22 protein-coding genes and 1 tRNA gene are annotated in these 24,727 nt (G+C 61.6%); 18 read left to right on the top strand and 5 right to left on the bottom strand.

Annotation, left to right across the window (positions count from 1 at the left end; genetic code table 11):
* The first annotated feature begins 58 nt into the window (after positions 1–58).
* From ACAH01_RS10035 to ACAH01_RS10065, 7 genes are all read left to right on the top strand, one after another.
* Complete coding sequence (locus ACAH01_RS10035; protein ID WP_170094142.1) at positions 59–2,554, top strand: type II/IV secretion system ATPase subunit; 2,496 nt, start codon at positions 59–61, stop codon at positions 2,552–2,554.
* A complete protein-coding gene (locus ACAH01_RS10040) occupies positions 2,551–4,590 on the top strand; it encodes a type II secretion system F family protein (protein WP_372479076.1) in 2,040 nt (679 codons plus the stop codon). Before ACAH01_RS10035 ends, ACAH01_RS10040 begins: the two co-directional genes overlap by 4 nt.
* A 432-nt stretch (positions 4,591–5,022) precedes the next feature.
* Complete coding sequence (locus ACAH01_RS10045; protein WP_372479077.1) at positions 5,023–5,445, top strand: hypothetical protein; 423 nt, start codon at positions 5,023–5,025, stop codon at positions 5,443–5,445.
* A 2-nt stretch (positions 5,446–5,447) separates the two neighbouring features.
* On the top strand, positions 5,448–6,026 hold the full coding sequence (locus tag ACAH01_RS10050; RefSeq protein ID WP_372479078.1) for a hypothetical protein: 579 nt from the start codon (positions 5,448–5,450) through the stop codon (positions 6,024–6,026).
* Complete coding sequence (locus ACAH01_RS10055; RefSeq protein WP_372479079.1) at positions 6,020–6,922, top strand: hypothetical protein; 903 nt, start codon at positions 6,020–6,022, stop codon at positions 6,920–6,922. Before ACAH01_RS10050 ends, ACAH01_RS10055 begins: the two co-directional genes overlap by 7 nt.
* 14 nt (positions 6,923–6,936) lie before the next feature.
* On the top strand, positions 6,937–7,368 hold the full coding sequence (locus tag ACAH01_RS10060) for a hypothetical protein (protein ID WP_244257036.1): 432 nt from the start codon (positions 6,937–6,939) through the stop codon (positions 7,366–7,368).
* Between the two features lie 23 nt (positions 7,369–7,391).
* Positions 7,392–8,102: a hypothetical protein gene (locus tag ACAH01_RS10065; RefSeq protein ID WP_372479080.1), complete on the top strand. Its 711-nt coding sequence runs from the start codon at positions 7,392–7,394 to the stop codon at positions 8,100–8,102.
* A 203-nt stretch (positions 8,103–8,305) separates the two neighbouring features.
* Here the strand turns inward: ACAH01_RS10065 and ACAH01_RS10070 are convergent, their stop codons facing one another.
* The 3 genes from ACAH01_RS10070 to ACAH01_RS10080 form a co-directional block, all read right to left on the bottom strand.
* Entirely contained in the window at positions 8,306–8,941 is a 636-nt protein-coding gene (locus ACAH01_RS10070) for an IS6 family transposase (RefSeq protein ID WP_372479081.1), read from the bottom strand.
* 374 nt (positions 8,942–9,315) lie between these two features.
* Positions 9,316–13,164: a CARDB domain-containing protein gene (locus ACAH01_RS10075; RefSeq protein WP_244257021.1), complete on the bottom strand. Its 3,849-nt coding sequence runs from the start codon at positions 13,162–13,164 to the stop codon at positions 9,316–9,318.
* A gap of 412 nt (positions 13,165–13,576) precedes the next feature.
* A tRNA-Ala gene (locus ACAH01_RS10080) sits at positions 13,577–13,648 on the bottom strand.
* Between the two features lie 226 nt (positions 13,649–13,874).
* On the opposite strand from ACAH01_RS10080, the gene ACAH01_RS10085 reads away from it, so the two are divergent.
* Genes ACAH01_RS10085 through ACAH01_RS10105 form a run of 5 tightly spaced genes read left to right on the top strand, consistent with a single transcriptional unit; the run spans position 13,875 to position 17,133 of the window.
* On the top strand, positions 13,875–14,369 hold the full coding sequence (locus ACAH01_RS10085; protein ID WP_372479082.1) for a hypothetical protein: 495 nt from the start codon (positions 13,875–13,877) through the stop codon (positions 14,367–14,369).
* Positions 14,366–14,959: a hypothetical protein gene (locus ACAH01_RS10090; protein WP_372479084.1), complete on the top strand. Its 594-nt coding sequence runs from the start codon at positions 14,366–14,368 to the stop codon at positions 14,957–14,959. The genes ACAH01_RS10085 and ACAH01_RS10090 overlap by 4 nt, the downstream gene beginning before the upstream one ends.
* Positions 14,947–15,942: a hypothetical protein gene (locus tag ACAH01_RS10095; RefSeq protein WP_372479085.1), complete on the top strand. Its 996-nt coding sequence runs from the start codon at positions 14,947–14,949 to the stop codon at positions 15,940–15,942. The genes ACAH01_RS10090 and ACAH01_RS10095 overlap by 13 nt, the downstream gene beginning before the upstream one ends.
* Positions 15,939–16,382: a hypothetical protein gene (locus ACAH01_RS10100; RefSeq protein ID WP_372479086.1), complete on the top strand. Its 444-nt coding sequence runs from the start codon at positions 15,939–15,941 to the stop codon at positions 16,380–16,382. Before ACAH01_RS10095 ends, ACAH01_RS10100 begins: the two co-directional genes overlap by 4 nt.
* Complete coding sequence (locus ACAH01_RS10105) at positions 16,375–17,133, top strand: hypothetical protein (RefSeq protein ID WP_372479087.1); 759 nt, start codon at positions 16,375–16,377, stop codon at positions 17,131–17,133. Before ACAH01_RS10100 ends, ACAH01_RS10105 begins: the two co-directional genes overlap by 8 nt.
* 92 nt (positions 17,134–17,225) lie before the next feature.
* On the opposite strand, the gene ACAH01_RS10110 is transcribed toward ACAH01_RS10105, so the two are convergent.
* Complete coding sequence (locus tag ACAH01_RS10110; protein WP_372479088.1) at positions 17,226–18,968, bottom strand: hypothetical protein; 1,743 nt, start codon at positions 18,966–18,968, stop codon at positions 17,226–17,228.
* Between the two features lie 320 nt (positions 18,969–19,288).
* On the opposite strand from ACAH01_RS10110, the gene ACAH01_RS10115 reads away from it, so the two are divergent.
* The 5 genes from ACAH01_RS10115 (at position 19,289) to ACAH01_RS10135 (ending at position 22,942) form a co-directional block, all read left to right on the top strand.
* Positions 19,289–19,753: a 30S ribosomal protein S15 gene (locus ACAH01_RS10115; protein WP_170094125.1), complete on the top strand. Its 465-nt coding sequence runs from the start codon at positions 19,289–19,291 to the stop codon at positions 19,751–19,753.
* Positions 19,754–19,756: 3 nt separating this feature from the next.
* Positions 19,757–20,857, top strand: a complete 1,101-nt coding sequence (locus tag ACAH01_RS10120) for a hypothetical protein (RefSeq protein ID WP_170094124.1) — start codon at positions 19,757–19,759, stop codon at positions 20,855–20,857.
* Positions 20,854–21,090, top strand: coding sequence for a KEOPS complex subunit Pcc1 (locus ACAH01_RS10125; RefSeq protein WP_170094123.1), 237 nt, complete (start codon positions 20,854–20,856; stop codon positions 21,088–21,090). Before ACAH01_RS10120 ends, ACAH01_RS10125 begins: the two co-directional genes overlap by 4 nt.
* Positions 21,087–21,707 carry a 30S ribosomal protein S3ae gene (locus ACAH01_RS10130; protein WP_153553458.1) on the top strand — a complete coding sequence of 207 codons (621 nt, stop codon included), beginning with the start codon at positions 21,087–21,089 and terminating at the stop codon, positions 21,705–21,707. The genes ACAH01_RS10125 and ACAH01_RS10130 overlap by 4 nt, the downstream gene beginning before the upstream one ends.
* Positions 21,708–21,808: 101 nt before the next feature.
* On the top strand, positions 21,809–22,942 hold the full coding sequence (locus tag ACAH01_RS10135) for a GNAT family N-acetyltransferase (protein ID WP_372479089.1): 1,134 nt from the start codon (positions 21,809–21,811) through the stop codon (positions 22,940–22,942).
* Positions 22,943–23,116: 174 nt separating this feature from the next.
* Here the strand turns inward: ACAH01_RS10135 and ACAH01_RS10140 are convergent, their stop codons facing one another.
* On the bottom strand, positions 23,117–23,530 hold the full coding sequence (locus ACAH01_RS10140; RefSeq protein ID WP_372479090.1) for a plastocyanin/azurin family copper-binding protein: 414 nt from the start codon (positions 23,528–23,530) through the stop codon (positions 23,117–23,119).
* Between the two features lie 91 nt (positions 23,531–23,621).
* Here ACAH01_RS10140 and mvaD point away from each other — a divergent pair, with 91 nt between their 5' ends.
* Positions 23,622–24,593 carry a phosphomevalonate decarboxylase MvaD gene (mvaD, locus tag ACAH01_RS10145; protein ID WP_372479091.1) on the top strand — a complete coding sequence of 324 codons (972 nt, stop codon included), beginning with the start codon at positions 23,622–23,624 and terminating at the stop codon, positions 24,591–24,593.
* Positions 24,594–24,727: the final 134 nt, after the last annotated feature.

Consider the following 24,727-nt stretch of genomic DNA (forward strand, 5'->3'; position numbering starts at 1 on the left):
TCAGCGACCACCATCGATGCCGTAAAGCTTTTTCACCGGTAGGGGCAGAGGAAACACAATGGCAATTGATGACACGGGGGGGAGCGGATCCGAAGTCACTCGGGGGGAGGTGACCGAGGATCCGCCGGCCGTGGTCGGTGAGTACACCTGGGAAGATCTTCGGCGAGACCACCACAGCGGTGGTCGGTTCGATCGAAGTCAGTACTTGGGATTCGACCCGAACGACATCGAATCGGTACTGACAGATGCCGCGAGCAACGCCAAGACGCTGAAACAGCCCTTCGACGCCTACGTCGACCCGGAGGCGACGCCGGTCACGAAGGGGGTCTACACGTGGGAACACTTCAAGCAAGAGTACTACTACGAGGAAGACAGTACGCCGCCCACGGACGGCGACGGCGAGAAGATCCCGTTCGACCCCGCCGAGCATCTCGGCTTCGAGCCCGAGGAAGTCGAGCACCGGCTGTCCGAAGCCAGCGGGGCCGCCGACTTGCTGGACAACCTCGTCGAACAGCGGACCGTCGACGTCAATCCGGAACTGGACGAAGACGCCTTCTTCTCGACACAGGAGGGGCACACGACCGTCGTCAACCGCTACGATCTGGAGAAGGCGGTCCCGATGAAGAAGAAGACGCACTTCAGCGAGATCGAGCGCTACTGGGTCAACAAGCCCTACGCCTGCGTGATCATCTTCCACTCTCGGAAGGAAAACGAGAAGAAGTACTACGTCATCGAGCCCTACCACAACGAGATCGAGGACGACCTCAAGGGGTTCCTCTCGAACAAGCTGAAGACCGCAATCAAGTACTCAGAGGACGACGTGATCGTCCAGGGATCGGAGGCCGACCGGGCCGACGTGATCCAGCGAGAGGCCGAGCAGCTGCTGAATCGCTACGATCTGTACAGCGGCCCCGTGGGCAGCGCCGAACTCGGCGTGCTCGATCAGTTCAAAGAGTTCCTGGGCATGGAGGTCGAGGACCAGGCGGTCGGGACCGGCCAGCTCGACGGCATCAGTGCCCGACCCGAGCCGGCCGTCCTCGAAGACGATCCCGAGCAGCTCTCCGAGTACCAGGTCGAGAAGCTGCTGTACGTCCTCAAGCGGGACTTCATCGGCTACCAGAAGATCGACCCGGTGAAACACGACATCAACGTCGAGGACATCTCCTGTGACGGCTACGACTCGCGCGTGTTCGTCTACCACACCGACTACGAACAGATCATCTCGAACGTCGAGCACGGTCGCGAGAGCCTCGACGACTTCGTCGTCAAGCTCGCCCAGCGCTCGGGCAAGGGCATCTCGAAGCGCCAGCCCCAGGTCGACGCGACCCTGCCGGACGGTTCGCGCGCGCAGCTGACGCTCGGGCGAGAAGTCTCAGATCACGGGACGAACTACACCATCCGGCAGTTCAAGGACGTTCCCTTCACGCCGATCGACCTCATCAACTGGAACACCTTCTCGCTCGACGAGATGGCGTTTCTCTGGCTCTGTATCGAGAACAACAAGAGCCTCATCTTCGCTGGCGGGACCGCGTCGGGGAAGACGACCAGCCTGAACGCCGTCTCACTCTTTATCCCGTCGAACTCGAAGATCGTCTCCATCGAGGACACCCGCGAGGTCGAACTGCCCCAGCGCAACTGGGTCGCCAGCGTCACCCGACCCTCTTTCGGCGACGACGACAAGGGCGACGTCGACGAGTTCGATCTGCTGGAGGCCGCGCTCCGCCAGCGCCCGGACTACATCGTCATGGGCGAGATCCGCGGCGAGGAAGGGCGTGTCCTCTTTCAGGTCATGTCGACGGGCCACACAACCTACACCACCTTCCACGCCGACTCCGTCGGCGAGGTCATCAAGCGGTTCACTACCGATCCGATCAACGTCTCGAAGACGCTGTTTACCGCGCTGGACCTCGTTTCGATCCAGACCCAGACCCGCGTCGACGGCAACAAGGTCCGCCGAAACAAGACGCTGACCGAGATCAACGAGTACTCCGCCGAGAACGACGAGATCAACGTTCGAGACGTCTACGAGTGGCGCGCCGAGACCGACGAGTACATCCAGATGGGCAACTCCAACACCCTCGAAGAGATCAAGTTCGACCGCGGGTGGACCCAGGAGAAACTCGACGAGGAGCTGTTCAAGCGCAAGGTCGTGCTGGCCCACCTCATCGAGAACGGGCTCAACACGTACACGCAGGTGGCGGCGACGATCCAGGCGTTCATCAACGATCCCGGAACGATCCTCACGCTGATCGCCAACGACGACCTGGAGAGTTCGCTGGAGGACCTCCGAGAGATGGAGTCGGTCAAGATCGACATCGACGAAGCCAAAGAGGAGATGGTCCCCAGACCCGAGGCACCACCGGAGATGCTCGACGAGACCGCCGACATCCTCGACAACGCCGGTCCGCTGTTCGAGAAGTTCCAGGAGCGTGAGACGCCGGACATCGTCTCGGCGCTGATGAGCGGCGACGAGGACAGCGAACAGACGGACGACGAGGAGGTGGACTTCGGACAGTTCGTACCCAAAGCCGGCGCGGAGGCCGAAGGCGAATGAGCCTCGACACGCGCGGCCAGCAACAGCTCTCGGGTGGGGCGCTCGGGGACACGTTCTACCCCCTCTTCCAGTGGCTGTTCAACGAGGACGGCGACTTCGTCAGGAACGTCGAGAAGAAACTCGCACAGGCCCGAATGGCCGACAACGTCGAGATGTTCCTCGCACGCGCGCTGGCGATCGGCGTCATCTCGGGACTGGCGCTGTGGCTCGTGGGCACGCTGATCGGCTACCTCGGCGTCACCTTCCTGCTGGGCGGGACGGGAGCCGAGGCACCGACGTTCATCGGAATTCCAGTGCCAGAGGGAGTCTCGGCCGTGCTCGACGTGATCAAGATCCCGGCGCTGATCCTGATCACCGGGCTGGTGTTCGGTGTCATCGGTTTCGGTATCGGCTTCGGATCGCTGGTCTCGATCCCGTACTTCCGGGCCAACGCACGCGAGCGAGAGGTCAACGTCCTGCTGTCGGACTCGATCTCGTTCATGTACGCGCTGTCTGTCGGGGGGCTCAACCAACTGGAGATCCTCCAGGCGATGGCGAAGGCCGACGACACCTACGGAGAGTGTGCAAAGGAGTTCCAGTCGATCGTACTGGAGACGGAGTACTTCGACACTGACTACCGGACCGCGATCCGCAATCAGGCACTCGAGACGCCCTCGGACGAGCTCTCGCAGTTCCTGACCGACATGCTCTCGATCATCAACTCCGGCGGGGACATGACCTCCTTCCTCGAAGACCAGAAGGACAAGCACATGCGGACCGCGAAGCAGGAACAGCAGAAGATGCTGGACACCCTCGAGCTGTTCGGGGAGATGTACATGACCCTGTCGCTGTTTCCGCTCTTGCTCATCATCATCCTCGTCATCATGTCGATGATGGGCGACGCGCAGAATCGGCTCCTCTATGGCACGGTCTACGGGCTGATCCCGCTGACCGGTGCCGGCTTCCTCGTGCTCGTCTCGACGGTGACCCGAGACGAGGTCGGCGACGGCTACTTGCGGCCCGACGGCAAGGACGACGACTTCGTCGTCGACGACGGACTGGGCTTTCTGAACCTCGGACTGGTCGAGAACTACACCGGCCAGTACACGATCTTCGACCGCATCAAGAGCCGCGAAGGGACCTACGAGTTCATGCAGGTGCTCAAGCGCCCGGATCTGTTCTTCCGTGATCACCCGCTGTTCGTGCTGGGCGTGACGGTCCCCGTGACGATCGTCGCGTTGCTCCTCGTCGTCGTGTTCGATCTCGCGCCGATGAGTCTCGACGGGATGATCGCACGACCAGTGCTCGGGACGTTCTTCTGGGTGTACGTGCCACTGTACATCAATCTGCTCCCGCTGGCGATCTTCTACGAGTGGAACGTCCGCTCGCGCAAGACGATCATCGGCAGTCTCTCGGAGAACCTCCGGAAACTCGCCAGCGCGAACGACACGGGGATGACGCTGCTGGAGTCCGTGCAGGTAGTCTCGACGACATCGGGAGGCAAGCTCTCGGAGGAGTTCGAGATCATGCACGCGAAGGTCAACTACGGTACCAGCCTCAAAGACGCCCTCAGAGAGTTCAACAACAAGTACCACGTCCCGCGACTCGCCCGGACGGTCAAGCTCATCAGCGAGGCACAGGAAGCGTCCAGCCAGATCCAGAACGTGCTCTCGACGGCCGCACAGGCCTCGGAGAATCAGGACGACATCGACCGCGAGCGGATCGCCCGGACCCGGATGCAGGTCGTCATCATCCTCATGACGTACCTGACGCTGCTGGGCGTGATGGCACTGCTGAAGACGCAGTTCCTCGACGTGATGGCGGGACTGTCCGAGAGCGCGGCCAGTGCGGGCGGCAGTGGTGCGACCGGGCAGAGCTTCGGGGGCAACGTCGACACGGACCTGCTCTCGCTGCTGTTCTTCCACGCCGTCACGCTGCAGGCGCTCCTCTCGTCGTTCATCGCGGGGTACATCCGGGACGTGAACATCATCTCGGGAGTGAAGTTCGCGGTGATCCTGCCGACGATCGCACTGATCACCTGGATCGCGGTGGGATAGCGACCTGCACCTACAGCTGGTGATTGAGTATGTCGTACTGTTTTACATCCCTACAGTAGCAAAACACTAATGGCCCCCGAGGTAAATTCTGAACTAATCCAGTCGCATCGTCTGGGGCGCGCGTGACACCGATCACTTTCGTATATCGAGGATAGAAAATGTCAAACACTGTAGAACACCACTGCCCGGGGATCACGGACCATCTTGGATGGTATTCGTCGGGTGGGACGGCTACGACGAGTGGCAGTTGTGAATTAGACGATTTCGTGACAATACGAGAGAGTGCAGGTATACTCGGGGGAAGTAAGATTGTCAATACGAAACTATAAGCCGGCGAACGACCGCGGACAGACACCCCAAGACTTCGCAGTCGGAGTGGCTGTGCTGTTAGTGACAATTATTGCGACATTCGGCTTCGTCCAGAGCAGCGTCGTGACGACCTACGACCGACCGGTCAGCGGAGACACACAGGAGTCTGCAGATCGAGTCGCGTCCTACGTAGTCGAGAACTACAGCGTCGAACACAGAGACAACGTCTTACGATTCGACTCATCTGACGGCATAGAACAATCGTTGAATGCAGATACCGACACACTGGACGGGTTACGTGCGGCTGCCGGTCTCGACGTAGCCACAGAGCGGCGCGTCAACTTCTCGGTCAACGTTACGATCGTCGGCAGCGACTCGCTTGCAGACGGTACCCAGAGCCCAGCCACCGGAGTGTCAGACGATCTGACGTGGGGAGAAGCGTACCAGAATCAGGAGGAGGCAGCTAGTACGGCCAGAGCAGTCACCCTCGAAGACGAGAACACGATCTGTTCGAGCAACTGTCTACTGGTCGTCAGGGTCTGGTAATCATGGACAGAGGACAGGCATATACGCTGGAGGGGACGATCGGGGCCATCGTCGTTGTGACTGCTGTTTTGATCGGACTCCAAGCAGTGGATACTGGACAGTTACAAAGCTCAGAAGATAGGGTCTCTGAACAACTCGCCACCCAGAGCGAGGACGTACTCACCGTTGGAGCCGAAACGGGTGCGCTGTCCCAGGTTATCCGCTGTTGGGGAGCAGACAAGAGTGTCGTCGACGGTGCGGTCAACAGTGACGAGAACGCACGGTTCGAGCGGATGCTTAATCATACCTTCGACAGACAAAACCGGAATTACAACATTTACTTAACTTACTGGAACAGGTCCGTCGACGATCGCACAGAGCGTGTCATCTCTACCAGCGAGAATCAGGCACTCGCTGCACCGGGACGGAGTACTGCCGTCGCGACCCAGCGAATTACCCTCTACGACGATCAGCAGATTCAGTTCGGTGATGGCTGTACGACACCAGGATATGAGATCGGAGAAGGAGCGTTCAAGATCCCAGATGTCGACACGGAGTCCCCGCTGTACAACATTGTGGAGGTGCGAATAGTCGTATGGTAGCCAATCGTGGCCAACTCCTACTCATTGGAGCAATCCTCTTTTCGGTCGTCGTCGTCGGTGTCGTCATCCAACTGAACGATCTCCAGTACGCCGACTCGACGGCATCGGACTCCCAAACCGATGCAATCGACCGAGCCGCACAGACAGAAGCGGAGACGCGGGCAGCTCTCGGGGGGCTAGCGACCAGAGTGCGTGCCGGAACTGATGACTCGGAGTTCTTGGAGGCATTTCGAAAGAACGTTTCGACCTACCAGAATTACTCGTACAATATGACTGCCACAGGAGGCGCGACATACACGAACGTCACCGTCAACGGAGCGGCGTCGATCAACGAGACCGTGGTGACGCAGTCAAGCGGAGAGTATCGGAAACAAACAAATCCCAGACGGCCCGATTGGGACCTCGTTACCGACGCGGATAGAGTCTCACGTTTCTGGCTCAACGAATCGTCAGTCAAGACTGGTGGAGAGTCGTTCGAAGTTGTTGTTAGCAATGCTGCTGGTGACGAGTGGAAACTCCGACTCAACGGAGTGCCAGTTGCAGGACCAGGGCCTGACGATATCGATATCGTCGTCGAAACACCGTCGTCAACGAATTCAGTTTGCACGAAGTCAGATAGTAGCGACATCGATCTGAATTTAGTCACTGGAACTGGTAGCTGTTCGTTCACCTCGTTTACTGATGTGTTCGACGGACCGTACACGATCAAATTCAACAAAGGAAACAGAGTAGACGATGGAGGATACGAGATTGGTGTCGTCGGCGGCTCTGTAAAGGCAGGTAACTTTGTAGGCACCCCCGACGAACGAATCCTCTATCCCGGTATCGACTACCAGTACCGCAGTCCCTCGATAGCATACAACCGAACCTTTGCCGCAAGGGATATGGGATCATGATGGACAATCGTGCAGTGACCCCAGCAGTCACGCATGCATTGACAATCAGTATCTCAGCTATCCTGATCACTGGCCTACTCGTAGGTGCCGGAGGGTTACTGGACGATCAGCGTTCGTACGTGGTAGAGAATGGGCTAGAAAACATCGGCGGAGCTGTCACGAGCGAACTCGTCAAAATGGATCAGTTCAACACTGATAGCCTCGACGCGGACGTGGCATATACGACGGGCCATCCAACAAGGATTGGGGGACGGACCTACGACGTGATTCTAGAACCGAGCTCACCAAAGTCAACTCTGTACCTCAACGCGACCGGAGAGTCCGAGTTGACTGTACTCTACCGCTTTGAGAACCAGACCAGTATATGTGAGAGTACCGTCGACGGCGGCGAGATCACCATCGCTTTCGACGTCTCAGAATCGTGCATCGAATTGAGGGATCCATAGTCATGAGTGGGACTGATCGAGCTGTGTCCGACACACTGGCGTTTACACTGGTATTTACCATTATCATTACGTCAGTCGGGTTTACTGGCCTTTACGGTATCGACGCCGTTGAAAACATCCGTGACAGTGCACAGGCAAATACGGCAGAACGGTCGATGAGCGACTTCGCGATGGGTGTTAGAGAAATTCAAAACGACGGTTCCCCCCGGCATGTCCAACGATTAGAGCTGGGCGGTGATCGACTTCAGACCACCGACTCGAAGATACGCGTCGAAATCGGATACGACGACGATAGCTACACTAATGAAACTGTTCCGGTCGGAAGTTTCGTTCGTCGGACTGACAGTGACACACAATTGATCTACACTACTGGTGCGACGTTCCGAAAAGAATCGAGGGGCACGATAATCACGGGAACGCCGGCGTTCCGCTGTGGAAGCGACACAGCTCATGCATCGCTCATCGAAGTCCGCGGACAAGTGAGTCAGAGCAGCGATGGTCCCGTAATGGTTCGAACGGTCACACAGAACCGCGAGTCAATCACGCCGCTTCGTCCCAACAAGAACACCAAGAACGTGACCATCAATGTCCGTAGCACGGAGTACCCCGACGCTTGGAACCGACTGTTCGAGTCAGAGCTTACAAAGTGGAGCGGCACAGACGGTCGCTACACGTGTGATGGAATCGAACGAGTGGTCGTCCATAATACAATCGTCGAGACGACGGTAAACTGAGGCGGAAGCAGTCAACTTCGGATAGATCTCTCGGAATCGGCATTGGTTCAGACGATTCCGTGAACGGAGACACTGCTTTGTCGGAACTAATCTGAGTGAGAGACAATTTGCGGAACTATCCGAAGAAGATCGTGTTCAGAGAAGAAGCGGAGTTAAGAGTGATTGCGCAATCAAAAGTCCTCGTACAGTTGAGGTGGTCGTGTTTAGTTTGGAGCATTGTGCCAGCTGGCGAAGGCTTGGAGCCAATTTTCGGCTGTCTCCGGTTCGACGTGACTGAAGCAGTTCGAAAACGACGAGGTTCGGCGCTTCAGTTCTCGGAAAATCCGTTCGACAGCATTCCGATTTCCGTGGCGAGATATTTGAAATCGCAGTCCTGCTCGTTGTAGCGCAGTTTGGAGGTGTTGAGCGCCATCAACGAGAAATTCGGCAGTTTCGACATCATGTTTCTGCCGAAGTTCGCGCAGGAAGATTTCGGTGAGGGAAGTCGTGGTAGTCGAAAAGAGACGAACGTGAAGCAGATCGTTTGTGGCGGGATCTGCGGCGGCGTACAGCCAAAATTGCTCGTCGTTGATCCGAATCACTGTTTCATCCACCGCAACTTGATTCGGAGATCGGCCAGAGTCTGGCTGTAGATCGGCTTTCTGAACCCAATCGTGGATCGCCTTCCGACTGCGTTGGACACCCAGTGCTTCGAGCAAATCGACGGTATTCGACAGCGAGAGTCCCGCAAGATGGGACTGAATACCCAGCGCCATCGCCGGTTCGGGTGTCCGCTCACGCTCCATAAAATCCAAATCAATCCACTCTCTACTCCCACTGAGGCGGGTGATTTCTGGCATAGAGCACCAAGAAGTTCTCCCGCCTCACTTTTCACGCTTAACTAAACACGACCGTTGAGGTCCCGCGGACCGCTGTCGGCCGAAGGAGCCGTCGGGCTTTCATGATGACGATAGTCTCGAAACACGCGCGCGCTCCGCGTGCTTGCCGCGGAGGGGGCTCCGTTCCCCTTCCGTTCGAACGGCGCTTGTGCTGTGTCTAGACATCCTCGGAGTTCCTGAAATGGCCGACCGGCTATCAGTCGGCGACGCCGTCGCCACGCTACACTCGTTCTTTCGGTGTCAGCAACCAGAACAGGTCTCGCATCTCTGAACACCGCACCGAAGAGGTGAAATATACCCGCCAGACTTCGTATATGTGGCGAGAGGTGAAGGTTTCAGTTACCGATCTCGATCTGGCCCGAGTCGACGTTGACTGGCGAGTCAGAGTCAGAAGACTGGTCGACAGTTCCGTCCTCGTGGACGAACAACTCACCCGTCCACGAATCGACGGTGTTACCATCGTCCTCGACTGTCACATGGTACCGGTAATATCCTTCGGAGACTCCCAGAGAAGAGGTATCAAAGGTAGCGTAGCCGGGATATGGTGGTTTGATTTCTCCTTCACCAATTGTCACGGTCTCACTCGCAGAGGTCGTAGTTCCGTCAGATCGATTCGTGATCTGGAGAGTGACATCACGTTCGCTGCCCAGTCCACCGTGGTTGTTGAGTTTGACGCTCAACCGTGGCACAGACTTGCGCTCGATGAGTTCACTCTCGTTATAGGCCGTCAGTCCAACCTCAGTCTGGTTGATTTTCACATGTGATTCGTTTACGTAGACTTGCTGTGGAATAGCACGGTCGTCTTCGGTCGAGATCGTGTACGCGAGTGTGCCGTTGGTATGAGTCGATAGATCGAAGGAGAGCGTGGTGTCGCTGTTGCCCGATAGAGACACGCTGCCAGCACTGTCGACAACCGTGTCGTTACTGCCAGTCACGTTGCGGAGTTCGACAGTCTGGCTATCACTCACGGCACCAACATTGTCGATCGTCGCATCAACAGTGACTGGTTCACCACGTTCGACAGCCGTCGTGTCAGGCGCAAATTCAGAGACCTGGAAGTAGGGCGACGGCGGCGAACCGACAGTCAGTTGCCCCGCGCGGTTCTCGTCAGGTTCGTTTTCGACAGCTACGGTATAGCCGAACGTGCCGGTCGATCCTGTCGGGAGATCGAAAGTCACAGTTGTCTCCTCTCCGGGTTCGAGTGACCCGGTCGATTTCGTCTCGACGGTCGTCCCGTCAAACGTAAAGTCGATGCCTGTCTCTCCTTCTTGTCCACCAGTGTTGTTGATGGTTGCAGTGATCGTCTCGTGCTCACCGCGTCGAACGCTGGCGGGTGCGTCGAGATCAGTGATCTCGTAGGACGGTGGCGGTGAGATTGTCCGGTTCTTCGATAGCACTTTGAACAGGACGATGGCGTCGTTGTAGTCTGGATCTCCGGGCTGGCTGGCCTGGTCGATTGTCGCGTCCCTGTCAGACAGTTCGTAGATCAGGACCCGCTCACCGGGTGCAAGATCAAGATGACCAGTTTCGTTTAGCCGACCTTGCAGCATTTGTTTGACGTTGCGCTGGTAGTCATCAGCCTGTGGCTGGAAATCTTCGCCCCCACGAATGCTCTCACCATCCTTTCTGAGAACTACCCTCTCGTCTTCGCTATCACCGTCGATCGTGAGACGTGAGCCACCACGTCTAGCACACTCTTTACCAACAGCGTCCTGATTACTATTACCAAAATCAATGAGATCCGGGAATCTCACATCTGTGTACTGGTAATAGTCACAGTAGTACGACGTTGCAGTCACAATTGCCCGGTCGTCTTCCTCCAGAGTGGTCGTCTGGTTGTACGGATTCATCCCGTCAAGTAGTTCCTGCTCTGCCTCAGGATGATTGATGTCACCATTGCCCGGGAGTGAGCGCCAGAGTTCGGTCTCAGTCACACTGTTGATTAAGAGAGACATTTCGACGGGATCGTTTATGATACCGAAACGCTGATGTCCTCCGTTGACTCTGAAACTGCCGAGACACGAACGATAGCTCGGGTCACACCAGTCTCGCTGTTTCCCTTCCAGTTCTGCCCCGAGCAACCTGACGCTGACATCGAGCCGCTCGTTAGCAATTATTTTTCCGTCCTCGCTTTCGCTGATCGGTTCTTCAGCCAAGACATCCAGATTCTGAGAGACGGTGTTGTTGTCTGTTTGGACAGTAATTTTGTTAGCCTCGCCGAGAACGAATGTCGGCGACTGTACATCGATAGTAGTGCTAACTGTCGTTGCAGTTCCAGGATCGATGTGTCGATTCGGCGCCGCCAAGATATCACGCTCGGTAGATATTTCGATCGGTTGTGTGTCGTCTACTTTCCCAGTGTTCTTCACGTCAGCTTCGATAGACACCTGTTCGCCCTTCACTACCGGGTCATCCGAGAATCGTACAGATGTAACGATGAAATTCGGATACCGTGACGGCCCAACGGTGAATCCGCCGGTTTGGACCGTATCTCCCGTGTCGATTTTGTACTCGTATGTCCCCGCTGTGGTAATTCTCCCCGATGCATTGACTGTCGCCGTATCACCACTGTCTGCGATCGTCCCCCGAACACTGACTTGCTGGTCAACATCTGTGACGACGTTGCCGTTAGTGTCGTTTCTAATAGTTAGATTGATATCCCGTGTGCCGTCCAACTGGCCGGTGTTGTTGATCGTAGCGTTGAGCCAGAATTTATTCCCAGAGGGCGCATTCTTCGGCGCTTCGGTGTCGTGGATCGTGAACGTTGGACCAGTCCCCACAAAGATAGTTCCCTGCTCGACAGATCCGTCAGTCCGGACAACCCAGCTGTAGCTTCCGTCTGCAGTCGTAGAGAGGGAGTACGTCAACGTCTTCGTTTGGCCGGGATGGAGTGTCAATTTGCTTGTGTTTTTAGTCGAGCCTCCGAACTCGTAACTGATAGTTCGCGTCCCGGTCATACCGCCTTGGTTCTCGACTGTGACATCAACTGTTAGATCGTCACCGATCTGTCCCTCCGACGGCGCTGAGACAGAATCAATGTGGAAGTCGGGTACCTGACTCCCCCCAGTGAATTGGAGTGTCTTCGAATCAGAGTCGTTTTCTGTCGCGATTGTTGCGTCGTATGTCCCGGACGGAACACTCGAACTCATCTTACTGTTAGGGACCTTGAACTTCACCCGATCTGATTCACCACCATTGAGAGAGACAGTCTTTGTGGTCCGTATGATCTCAGACCCTCCGGCGTCTTCGAAGGTGAACGTTACTTCCTGCTCGCCGTCCAGTCCGCCTTCATTTTCGACAGTTCCGTTAACGAGAAGCGGACCGGTATTGCTGTATCGTTTTGCAGTCACGTTGCGGGTAGAAAATTCGGGTAGCGACACGTCGCCGAGTTCAAACGTGATAGAGACATTCTCCCCTGGACTCACTGAACCGCTGGGCTCTACACTGACACGCTTGTCGTTGAACGTATCCTCAGCGTAGCGTACCCATCCGCCAGCGAACTTGCTGTCGTTGATGAATACGGTAGCGTTCTCTACTTGTGCAGGAGCACAGGTTAGGCTATACGATGAGTCGCTACTGACATTTGATGGCGTGAGGTTCGTATACAACAACAACGACAGTTCGTCGTTGATCATGCGTTCCTCAGTACTGTTGACCTGTGCAGTGATTTCGTTGGAGTCACTAATGTTGCCAGCGACCCGCTGGAAACGGACATTGAGACTCCCGTCTCTATACGTGAGTGCCGGTGGAGACTCCATCACAGTACCACCCTCTGTAGACTCCCAAACGCCACCACCTTCGTAACCGACTAACGTCCCGTCATCATCTTCATATTGCATCGATCCCAGTGCTCGCACGCCTGAATCACAGGCAGGACTCCCATTCAGCCGTATCCGATAGGTCGTGTCGTTGTTCGTTTCAACGGATCCACGGACACTCTGTGGAACTTCGACTGACCGCGACCCCGCGTTGCTCTCGTTACGTGGTATCGACTGAAACATCGAATCAACCTGCTTAAACATATCCGATACCACTTCGGCGTTCTGCTGGTTTTGGGTGTCCTGAATCGTCGTTTGCCCTGCAGAGAGGAGCAATACTGCCCCAGTTATCGAGATAGCCACCAGCAGGATAACGCCAACGAGATTCGAGACACCACGTTCGTCCAGATTATGTTGACCCCACATGTTTACCCAGTAATCGCTAACCCCTTATTATACTATAGAGACCAAAAACCCACCGGATAGTGAGTGTGCGAATTTAGCTTCGATTGTCGCTCAATTAGAAGTTACCCACGTCAAACTTGTCGCAGGGGTAGCTCGTGTGTAGTAGCTAGAGCCGTACGCTCAACCAGTCAGTGGCGTAGGCCAGATGCCACATCGGAAATACAATTGCGATGCAGATCGATGCCCCTAGCTTCGCAATGTGCGGCGAATCAGCGGCTAGGCGAACAGAGAGAAAGGGAGTGGACTCGCCGGGATTTGAACCAGAGGAAGACGGTCGTATCGCTGCGCTCGGCGCTGCGACTTCCAGGGGTTCAAATCCGGGCATCGGCGACGATTCGCGCTGCTCGCGAGTTTGCTCGCAGCGCAAGAATCATGGACTCGCCGGGATTTGAACCCGGGGCCTTCCCCGTGCCAGGGGGATGATCTACCACTGATCTACGAGCCCTCGCATCGTTTCGTACCGGGTGGGTTTTCTTAAACCCATCGAAGGGATCGGACCGTGGGTCACGGTGTCGTCCGCCGTCGTCGAGCACATCGTGTCTCTATTTTGACTGTTCGGCCACAATAGATAAGGCGAGCAACAGCCTCCCTCCACCAGAGTCAGCGCGGTTTCGGGTCACAGTATGCGGGGTCACACACGCGGACAGACGACGTTGGATTTCGCGTTCGGCATGAGTCTCTTCCTCGCCGTCGTGTTGTTCGTCTTCCTGTTCGTGCCCGGCGTAGTCGAGCCGTTCACCGCAGGGGCACAGGAGGAGACCGTCGCCGTCGACAGAGTGGCCGACGATCTCTCGCGGGCGACGCTGGGCAGCGCAAAGCGTCCGAAGGTCCTGAACGCCACGTGTACGGCGGCGTTTTTCGACAATCGCTCGGAGAGTGGCTGTCACTTCGCGGGCGAGACGACGAACGAGCGGCTGGGGCTAGACGACCGCCAGCGGGTCAACGTCACGGTGACGCGAAACGGGACGACGGCCCGCGAGGGGGCGAGTCCGCTGTGCTGGGACGCAGACGCCGCGGCGCTGCGGGACCAGAGCGACTGCGAGAGTGGCGACGTGTCTCTCCAGGCGGGCGAGCCGACGACGGCCGACGTGGACGAGTCGGTGACCGCGCGTCGAGTGGTGTCGCTGCATCGCGAGGTCGTCACGCTGGAGGTCGTACTGTGGTGAGTCCGGAACGCGGGCAGGCCCACACGCTCGAAGCGGTGATCGCGGGGCTACTGCTGTTGAGCAGCGTCGTCTTCGCGATGCAGATGACGGCGGTGACGCCGCTGTCGGCCAGTACGTCGAGCCAGCACATCGAGAACCAGCAGCGTTCGGTCACGCAGGGCGTGCTCGCGACGGCGGCCGACCAGGGCGCGCTCTCGACGAGCGTCCGCTACTGGAACGACACTGACGGCCGGTTCCACGGCGCGCCCGACATCGGGTTCTACACGAACGAGCCGCCGGACACGACCTTCGGGCGGATCTTGGAGCGGACGCTCGACGAGCGCAGCATCTCGTACAACGTCTACCTCCGGTACCGCAGGCAGAGCGGCGGGATCGCCACCCGGCGGATGATCTACCGCGGTCGGCCGAGCGACAACGCGGTGTCGGCCGCACGGACCGTGACGCTCAGGCCGGACGATCCGCTGATGGGACCGGACGAGACCGCCAACGAGTCGGTGACCGTCGGTTCGGCGAGTCGCTATCCCGTCCAGCAGGTCGGCACGTCGGTGTACAACGTGGTCCGCGTGGAGGTGGTCGCGTGGCGGATCTGAGCCACCTCGGTCGCCGCTGTCGCTCGCTGGGCGACGACCGCGCACAGGTCATTCTGGTGGCGGCCTTCGTGATGGCGGTCACGTTCGTCATGCTGGCGCTGGTCGTCAACTCGGCGATCTTCACGGAGAACCTCGCCAGTCGCGGCGAAACGGCGGGCAGCGACGACGCGTTGCTGGTGCGCCAGTCGGTCGAGCAGTCGACCGGCCACGCGATCGAGTACGCGAACACGCACAACGCCAGCGACACGACGACGCTGGCGACGAGCCTCGACGAGAGCGTCTCGACGCTCTCGGCGCTGTCGGGAGAACACCACGCCTCGGGCGGGAAGGTGGTCAGCGTCGCGGGACCGACCGACATCGAGAACGGAACCAGAATCAGGGACGATGCACCCGGCGGCTCCTCGTTCGAAAACGCGAGCGAGGGTGGCGCGACGAGTGTCGACTGGCGCGTCGCCCACGGGGTCGCGGAGACACGCGCCTACAGGATGAACGTGAGCGGCGTCAACCGAACGGGCAACTTCGGCGGCCCGGCCGACCAGTTCCGTGTGCGGATCGCGGACAGCGCGGGCGCGACCTGGACCATGAACGTCACCCACGACAGCGCCGACGGGACGTACAAGATCGGCGTCGAGGACGGTGCCGGGCGACAGGGGGTCTGCGCGGTCGACGACGGGGTCGACTACTTCCACGTCGATCTGACGGCGGGGCTCGTCGACGGGACACCGTGTCCGGCACTGTCGTTCGGCGAGGGCGTGTCGGAGCCCTACGAGATCGCCTACGAGGAGGGCGACGAGGTGACGGGCAACTACTCGCTGATCGTCGGCGAGGACGCCACCAGCAACGGGAACCTGCCGTCGTCGTCGACCGGCGACGATCCGTACGCGACGCCCGCCATCTACGCCGCGAACGTCACGTACCGCTACGACGGGGCGAAGTTGCGCTACGAGACGACGATCCGGGTCGCACCGGGTGAGCCGACGTGAACGATCGCGCCGTCTCCTCGACGTTCAGCTACGTGCTCAGTCTCGCGATCGCGACCATGCTGGTGACCGGGCTGCTCGTCGCGTCCGGCAGCTTCGTCGAGGACCGCCAGCGACAGGTCGTCAGGTCCGAGCTGCAGGTGATCGGCCAGCAGGTGTCGGCAGACATCGCACGCGCGGACAGGCTCGTCAGAGCCAGTGACGATCCGGCCGATGCGACGGTGCGGATCGAGCAGCAGTTCCCCGCCCGAATCACGGGCACGACCTACCGGCTCGAACTCGTGGCGACGCCGTCGCCGACGATCCGCCTGCGGTCGAGCAGTCCCGAGGTTCGTGTCACGGTAGGCGTCCAGAACAGGACGGCACTCAGCAACTCGTCGGCCGACGGCGGAACGGTCGTCGTCGGCTACGACGGCAACGCTCTGGGGGTGCGCAATGACTGATCGCGCTGTCAGTGAGGTGCTCGGGTTCGCCCTCGTGTTCGGGATGGTCGTCGCCTCGGTCGCGATCATCTCGGTCAGCGGACTGGGGACGCTCCAGGACGTGCGGGACGCCGAGCAGACGAACAACGCACAGCGGGCCTTCGACGTGCTGGCGGACAACATGGCCGACATCCACCAGCGGGGGGCCCCGAGCCGAGCGACCGAAGTCAGTCTCGGCAGCGCACAGCTGTACACGGGCGAGAACGTGACGATCAACGTGACCGCGATCGACCGCGACACTGCCGACGGAAACGAGAGCGTCGAGCGGTCGGTCAGGCCGATCGTCTACGAGGGCGACGGAGCGCAACGGCTCGTCTACGAGGGTGGCGCGGTGTTTCAGGTCTCCCGTGACGGCGGCTTCACCACCGTCGAGCCGCCGCTGGTGGTCCGAGACGGCCGTGTGCTCGTCCCGATCGTCCAGACGCGGACCGAGCGCGTCCGGAGCGTCGGCGGGTCGACGGTCCTGGTGCGTGCGAACCAGCAGTCCTCGGCCGTCGCCGTCGCCGGTACCGGCGGGCAGTTCGAGAACGTCAGCGTGACCGTCACGTCGCCGCGGTGGGAGCTCTGGCAACAGTCCTTCGAGCAGACCGCACTCTCGGCGTGTGCGCCCGATCCGGGCGCGGGCAGCGTGACGTGCTACCTGGAGCCAGGGACGTCGCCGGATCGACTGTACGTTCCTGTCCACGAGATCGATCTGACGATCGAGCTGTGACGACCGAGGAGAGCATACTGTCGGCTGGCCATCTGTGACCGATTTCGCTACCCCGGGCGGCGAATATCGTCACGACGTGGCAGCCAACGGTATCAGTCGCGAGCCTCGATCTCGATCTCCGAGACGTGGAGGTAGGTCAGCCGGACGATGTTCTCGGCCGGCGGGACGGCGTTGACCCGCTTCAGTGATCGGTCGTAGTGGACCTGCCCGCCGTTGTCCATCATGACGGTCCCGGTGACGACGCCGCCGTAGAGGCTTCCCTTCTCGACCGTGAACGAGCTACTGCCGAGCGTGCCGCCGGGCGCGAAGACGACGCCCTCGAGCAGGTGGGTGTCACCGGAGGTGCCGTCGATCCGTCCCTGGAAGTCGCCGCGGCCGTAGAGCCAGAACTGCGAGGCGTTTTGCCCCTCGTCGACGTCGATCTGGCCGCCGCTTCCCTCGATCGAGAAGTGATGGTCCGACGCCGTCGTCGCCTGCCCGTCGACGTACAGACGGACCGTCCCGTTTCCGACGACGTGGATGCGGCCGTCGTTCTTCAGCTGGACGTAGTCACGGACCGCGATACTGATCGTCCCGTCGGTCCCGGTGTCCAGCGTCAGCGTCTCGCCGTCGAGCACGAGTCGATCGAGGTGGTACTCGCCGGCCGAGAGCGTCTGGTCGCCGTCGTCGAGCGTCGTCCCCGAGATCGCGCTCGCGTCGCCGTTGTCGTTGTCCTCGGTCGCGTTCTCGTATCGCCGCTCGATGACGGCGTCGACCGGACCGATCCCGTCGACGCCCGAGAGCTGTTCGATCGAGCCGTCGACACCGCCGCTGCCGGTGACCTTGATGTCGTCGGTGTAGCCGGCGTCTCGGGTCACTACACCGCCCCCTTTGACGGTCACTTTGCCCCCCGACGCCAGCGAGCCGTTGACCTGGCTGTTGCCCTTGACCGTCACGTCGCCAGCCGTCCGGATCGAGCCGTCGTGTGTCTTCGTGTCGGCGTACAGCCCGGTCCCTTTCGAGGAGTTGTAGCTGTCAGTTCGGGTCTGATCGCCGCTCCCGGCCAGTACGATCTCGCCGCCCGCCGACGTGGCCGCGACGGCGTTCGTGACGGTCTGTGGCCCGGCCGGGACGACGAGTGTCACCGTCGCCGTCTCGTTCGCGTGGTCGAGCGTGGCGTCGCCGTCCGTGCGCTCTTCGAAGAACTGGCCCCACGCCCGGTAGTACTCACTCTTGACGGTCACGTTGACGCGGCCGCCGTCCAGCGGGTTCACCCACTGCTCGTCGGCCGAGGCGTTCGGAAAGTGTTGCGTCGAGCGCCCGCCCGGCCGAACCGCGATCCGCCCGTCGAGCGACTCCTCGCCGGAGACGGTCACCAGCGGGAGCGTCAGCGTCGCGTCCCGGTAGTGAAACTCCGGTGGTGAGACCATCAGCGACCCCCCGTTGCCGTCCGTCTTCCAGACGCCCCCGCCCTGGTACGCGACCGAGCGGCCGTCGTTCTCGTAGGCGATCGAGCCGAGCGTCGCGTTCATCACCGTCTTCGTGGAGTCGTTGGACGTGTTCGTCACCGCGACGGTCATCCACCCCGCGTCGTCTCGGAGCCGATAGGCGGCCCCGTCCGTCCTCGACAGCGAGAGTTCCTGTCCGCCGGCACTCCCCAGCGCGACCATCGCGACGTTCGAGTCCAGTTGCGTCAGGCCCTTCTCTGCGCGCTCGACGTCCATCGTCTCGCGGGTGTCCGACAGCGACTGGGCACCCAGCGTCACGACGGCCAGCGAGCCGGCGACGACCATCGAGAGGACGAGAACGACGGCGATCGGCGAGGACTGCCCGCGCCGGCCGAGGCCCCGGTACATACCGTCACGGATGCGACTGGAGGGAATAAGGCGCGCGACCGTTCGAACCGTTTAGGACCGTTCAAACGGTTATCGCCGGTGATATTCGAGCGGGAGAGGAATCGGTCGGGCCGGCCCGTCGCCGTCGACAGAGCGTCGCCGGCCGCAGTAGAAACGGTTTTACGCGCCGAGTGGGGAGAGTACGTCGGGAACAGCACGACCGCAAATCTGACCCGCCACGCGGTTGCGTGGCTTCGAGATTGCGGCCGTGTCCGGTGTTTCGACACCACACGCTCGCGCTGCGAGTAGCACGTAGCGGTCTGTGCCGTTCCAACCTAACAATGGCACGAATGCACACACGACGCCGCGGCTCGTCCGACTCGGACAAGCCCGTGGCAGACGAACCGCCGGAGTGGAGCGACGTAGACGAAGACGCGATCGAGGAGCGAGTCGTCGAGCTCGCAGAGCAGGGCCACTCGCCCAGCGAGATCGGCCTCAAGCTCCGCGACGAGGGCGTCCAGGGGACGCCGATCCCGGACGTCTCGCTCGCGACGGGCAAGAAGGTCACCGAGATCCTCGAAGAGAACGACGCGACCGACGAACTGCCCGAGGACCTCCGGAACCTGATGAAGAAGGCCGTCCGCCTGCGAGAGCACATGGACGAGAACCCGGGCGACCACCAGAACAAGCGCGCGCTCCAGAACAACCAGTCGAAGATCCGCCGTCTCGTCGACTACTACCGCGGCGACGAGATCGACGCGGACTTCACCTACAGCTACGAGCGAGCGAAGGAACTGCTCGAGTAATCGATGTCCACAGCCGGTCGCGATCAGGCGTCCGCCACGCCGCCCAGTGACCTCGCCGGCACGCTCGACGGGGCCGACTTCGTTCGGCTCGTCGCACGCGCCGACGGTGACGGACTGGCAGCGACGGGACTCCTCGCACGCGCTCTCACGGCACGAGAGACGCCATTCCAGGCGTCGATCGCGCGAACGGGCGAGGCGGGAGCCCGGACGACGGACGCCGACGTCACGGTCAGCGTCGGTGCCGACGGCGTCGACGCGACCGCGACGCTCGCGGACGAGCCACTGAGTACCGCGGCCGTCGAGACGGTGCGGGCGCTGGGCACCGAGCCCGATCTGGCGCTCGCGCTGGCCGGCGCGACCGTCGCCGATGGCGACTCCGACGGGGCCACGCTGGCCGAGGCCGGCGGGTTCGAGCGCCGCCCCGGCGTCGCCGTCCCGGTGAGCGAGTACGTCGACGGGCTCGCACACTCGACGCTGTTGCACGCGCCGTTCTCCGGCGAGCGCGCGGCCGTCGAGGAGGCGATCGAGGCGCTGAGTTCCGAGGCCGACACGGACCGACACCGTCGCGTCGCCTCGCTGGTCGCGCTGGCGATCGCGGGCGACGAGACCGCCAACGATCGGGCCACCGAGGCGATCGAGCGGGCGCTGCACCCCTACGTCGGCGGCCCGTTCGAGACGATCGGCGGCTACGGCGACGTGCTGGATGCCGTCGCACGCGAACGGCCCGGACTCGGCGTCGCGCTCGCGCTCGGCCACGACGGCGTGCGCGAGCAGGCACTCGACGTCTGGCGGACCCACGCGAGTCGGGCCCACACCGGCATCCGGACCGCGTCGACCCAGCGCTACGACGGCCTGTTCGTCGTCCGGGGCGACGCGATGCCAGTCGAGACGGTCGCCCGACTCGTCGCGCGGTTTCGCTCGCCCGAGCCGGTGACGCTGGTCGTCGCCGGCGACAGGGCCGCGGTTCGTGGGACCGACGACCGATCCGTCGCGCCCGCGCTCGACGCCGCGACGACCGCCGTCGGCGGAACCGCGACCCGCACGAACGCGCGGTTCGAGGGCGACACCGACGATCTCGTCGAGCAGGTCCGGGAGGCACTATGAGAGAAGCGACGATCCGGACGGCCCACGGCGACGACGCCACGGCCGAACGGATCGCCAGCGCGCTCCGCCCGGACAACACCGACGAGATGGCCACGCGCGTCGACGGCGACGAGATCGTGACCACGATCGACCGCGAGACGACCGGCGGACTCCACTCGACAGTCGACGACTACGTCGTCAACCTCCGCGTCGCAGCACAGCTTGCCGACCAACACACAACACACACATCATGAGCGAACGATCCGTATCCCGACAGAAGCAGCAAAAGCGGTGGTACACCGTGCTCGCTCCCGAGCAGTTCGACCGGGAGGAACTCGGTGAGACCACGGCAGACGAGGCAGAGAAGGTGCTCGGACGCACCATCCAGACAACGCTGGGCGATCTGAAAGACGACGCCAGCGAGAACAACACGAAGCTGACCTTCAAGATCAACGAGGTCGCTTCCGACTCCGCGTACACGGAGTTCATCAAGCACGAGCTGACCCGCGACTACCTGCGGTCGCTCGTCCGCCGAGGCTCCTCGAAGGTCGAGGCCTTCATCACCGTGCTGACGACGGACGACTACCGCGTCCAGATCCAGCCGGTCGCGCTGACGACTAAGAAGGCCGACGCCTCCCAGGAGAAGGCGATCCGCCGTCAGATGATCGACATCGTCGAGGAGACGGCCGAAGACCGCAGCTTCGAGCAGCTCGTCGACTCCATCGTCGAGGGGCGACTCTCCTCTGCACTGTACAGCGAGTGCAAGGACATCTACCCGCTTCGCCGGGTCGAGATCCAGAAGACGACGATGGAAGCCCGTCCCGAGGAAGTCGCAGCCGAAGAAGAGACCTCGGTCGACGTCGAGGAGTAACTGCGCTTTCGCCGCGTTTTTTCGACGCAACCCTCGTAGCAGCCGGCTAATCGCTGGTAGACGGAGCCCAACGAAGGGGCCGTCGGCAGAACCACGCCCCAATGAGTCACCTCGAACAGAGGCGGTCGAGCTACGAGTACCGGCCCGTCGAGCCGACCGACGTACAGGGGTTTCTCGACCTCCACGAGACGGTCTGGGGACACGAGCGGCGAGCGGCGTGGTTCCGCTGGCGGTTCGGAGAGAACCCGTACGTCGACGAGATTCCGATGGTCGTCGCCGAGTGCGACGGCGAGGTCGTCGGTGCCGAGCCCTGTCTGACGTTCAGAGTGCGGCTCGGCGAGGAGACGGTGCTGGCCTTCCAGCCGGCCGACTGGGTCGTCCACCCGGACCATCGCGAGCGCGGGGTCTTCACCGGAATGACCGAACGGTTGCTCGAACGGTACAGCGACGGCCCCGCACAACTGTACTTCAACTTCCCGACGGCCGCCCTCGTTCCGGGCCTGGAGTCGTTCGACTGGACGCTCAGGGACGGGCCACGCACCCACTACCGGATCCAGAACCCCCAGCGGCTCGTCCGTCACGACTCGGGCTCCAAGCGGGAGTTCCGATCGATCGCGTCCCGCCACCTCGGCCGGCTGGCGACGCCCCTGGCCCGGGGCTATCTCTCCGTCCGGGACCGACTCCGCCGCGACGGGGCGAGGGTTGCCGTCGAGCGACACCACGGCGTTCCCGCCGACCTGCTCGCCGGACTGAGCGACGGCGAGAGACGGGACCCCGTCCACGTGGTCAGAGACGCCGACTACTACCGGTGGCGCTTCGCGAACCCCCGCTGGGAGACGACGACGTACGTCGCCCGGCGCGACCAGAGAGCCGTGGCAGCCTGCGTCGTCTGTCGAGAGCGGCGCGGCGGCATCCTGACGACTGCCGTCCTCGATACGGTGCCACGCGGGAGCGCGGTCGCGCCGGAGGTCTTCGAGGCGCTGCTGACGCCGATCGTCGCCGACGCGGCCGACTCGGACGTCGTCAAGGTCGGCGAGGGACCGATCCCGTCGTCCGTCCTCGACGCGTTCGGCTTCCGGGCGAGTGACGCGTTCCCGCTGTCGATGCTTTCCGACAGGTCCGTCCTCGCGGTGCGTCCGGCGCACCGCTCGGAGGACGGGCCGGTCGACGTTGCCGGCGTCGATCCGACCGAGCGAGAGTGGGAGCTGGCGCTGGCAGATCGGGACGTTGCCTGATACTGCCGGCTGTACCTTCGTGACGATCTTCGCCACCCTGGGGTGGCGAAATCGGTCACAGATGGACAGCAGGTCGTATGAGACGGCGGTCGCAGCGATGGCGCGGTGAACGACGAGAACGCCGACGAAAACGAGGCAGCGGCCCGGACGAGAGAGCGAGCGGGGCCGTCTTCGCTACTCGACGACGACCGTTCCGATCATTCCGCCGCGCTCGTGTGGGATACAGAAGTAGCGGTACTGGCCGGCGACCTCGAAGGTGTGGCTGTACGTGTCACCCTGGTACAGCGAGCCGTCTGTCGCGTTCGTCCACCCGTCGCGGGCCGACGGTTCGTCGTCGAACCCGCCGGAGGCGAAGTAGTCTGCCCCGTCCGGGATGCCGTCCTCGTAGGCAGTCACGGAGTGGGCGTGAGAGCTCGTGTTTCGCCAGACGACGGTGTCTCCGGCTGAGACGGTGATCTCGGCGGGATCGAACGCGTTGCTCGTCATCCCGACGTCGTAGTCCCCTGACTCGGCGAGGCCACCGAGACACCCCGCCAGTCCGACCGCACTCGCCCCGACGACCGTTCGCAGGTAGGCGCGACGCTCCATAGCCCAAGTCGGGGCTGGACGATCAAAGACGGCTCGGTTCCGGACGGCCTCGGTTCGGAACTGCAAAGTGGAGTCGCCGGGAGGCTGAGGTATGAAAGCGACCGCGAAGGCACACCCGATCCAGGGGATCGTCAAGTATCACGGGATGCGCGACGAGAAACTGCGCTTGCCCTACCACGACAGCATCAGCGTCTGTACGGCACCGAGCCACTCGAAGACGACCGCGGCGTTCGATCCGGAACTCGACGCCGACGAGTACGTCGTCGACGGCGAGGCAGTCGAGGGGCGCGGGGCCGAGCGCATCGCGGCCGTCGTCGACCACGTCCGCGAACTGGCGGGGATCGACCACCGCGTGCGCTTCGAGTCGGCGAACTCCTTCCCGACGAACATCGGCTTTGGCTCCTCTGCCTCCGGGTTCGCGGCTGCGGCGATGGCACTCGTCGAGGCGGCAGGCCTCGACATGACTCGCCCCGAGGTGTCGACGGTCGCGCGTCGCGGTTCGTGCTCCGCCGCGCGGGCGGTGACGGGCGGGTTCTCCCACCTCAAGAACGGCATGAACGACGCGGACTGTCGCTCCGAGCGCATCGAGACCGAACTGGAAGACGAGCTTCGGGTCGTCGCCGGCATGGTCCCGTCCTACAAGGAGACGGAGGCGGCCCACGAGGAGGCCGCGGCGAGTCACATGTTCGAGAACCGGATGGCCCACATCCACGGCCAGATCGCCGAGGCACGCGACGCCATCGCGGGCGGCGAGTTCGACCGGACCTTCGAGCTGGCCGAACACGACTCGCTGTCCCTGGCCGCGACGACGATGACCGGGCCGGCGGGCTGGGTGTACTGGCAGCCCCGGACGATCGAGATCTTCAACGCCGTCCGCGAACTCCGAGCGGAGGACGTCCCGGTCTACTTCTCCGTCGACACCGGTGCGAGCGTCTACGTCAACACCACGGCGGAGTACGTCGACCGCGTCGAGGAGACGGTGGCCGACTGCGGCGTCGACACCCGAGTCTGGGAGGTCGGCGGCCCCGCGCGGATTCTCGACGACTCCGAGGCGCTGTTCTGAGACGGCCGACCACGAATCGGCGACCGATTTCGCTACACCGAGGTCGCGAATCCGTTCGCGAAGCCACAGTACGGCCGGAGCGACGGCGCTTCCGTCGCCGATACCGACGCATAAATGCATCCACGGACCGTACG

It is taken from the genome of Halomicrobium sp. HM KBTZ05, assembly GCF_041530035.1.
Taxonomy (GTDB): Archaea; Halobacteriota; Halobacteria; order Halobacteriales; family Haloarculaceae; genus Halomicrobium.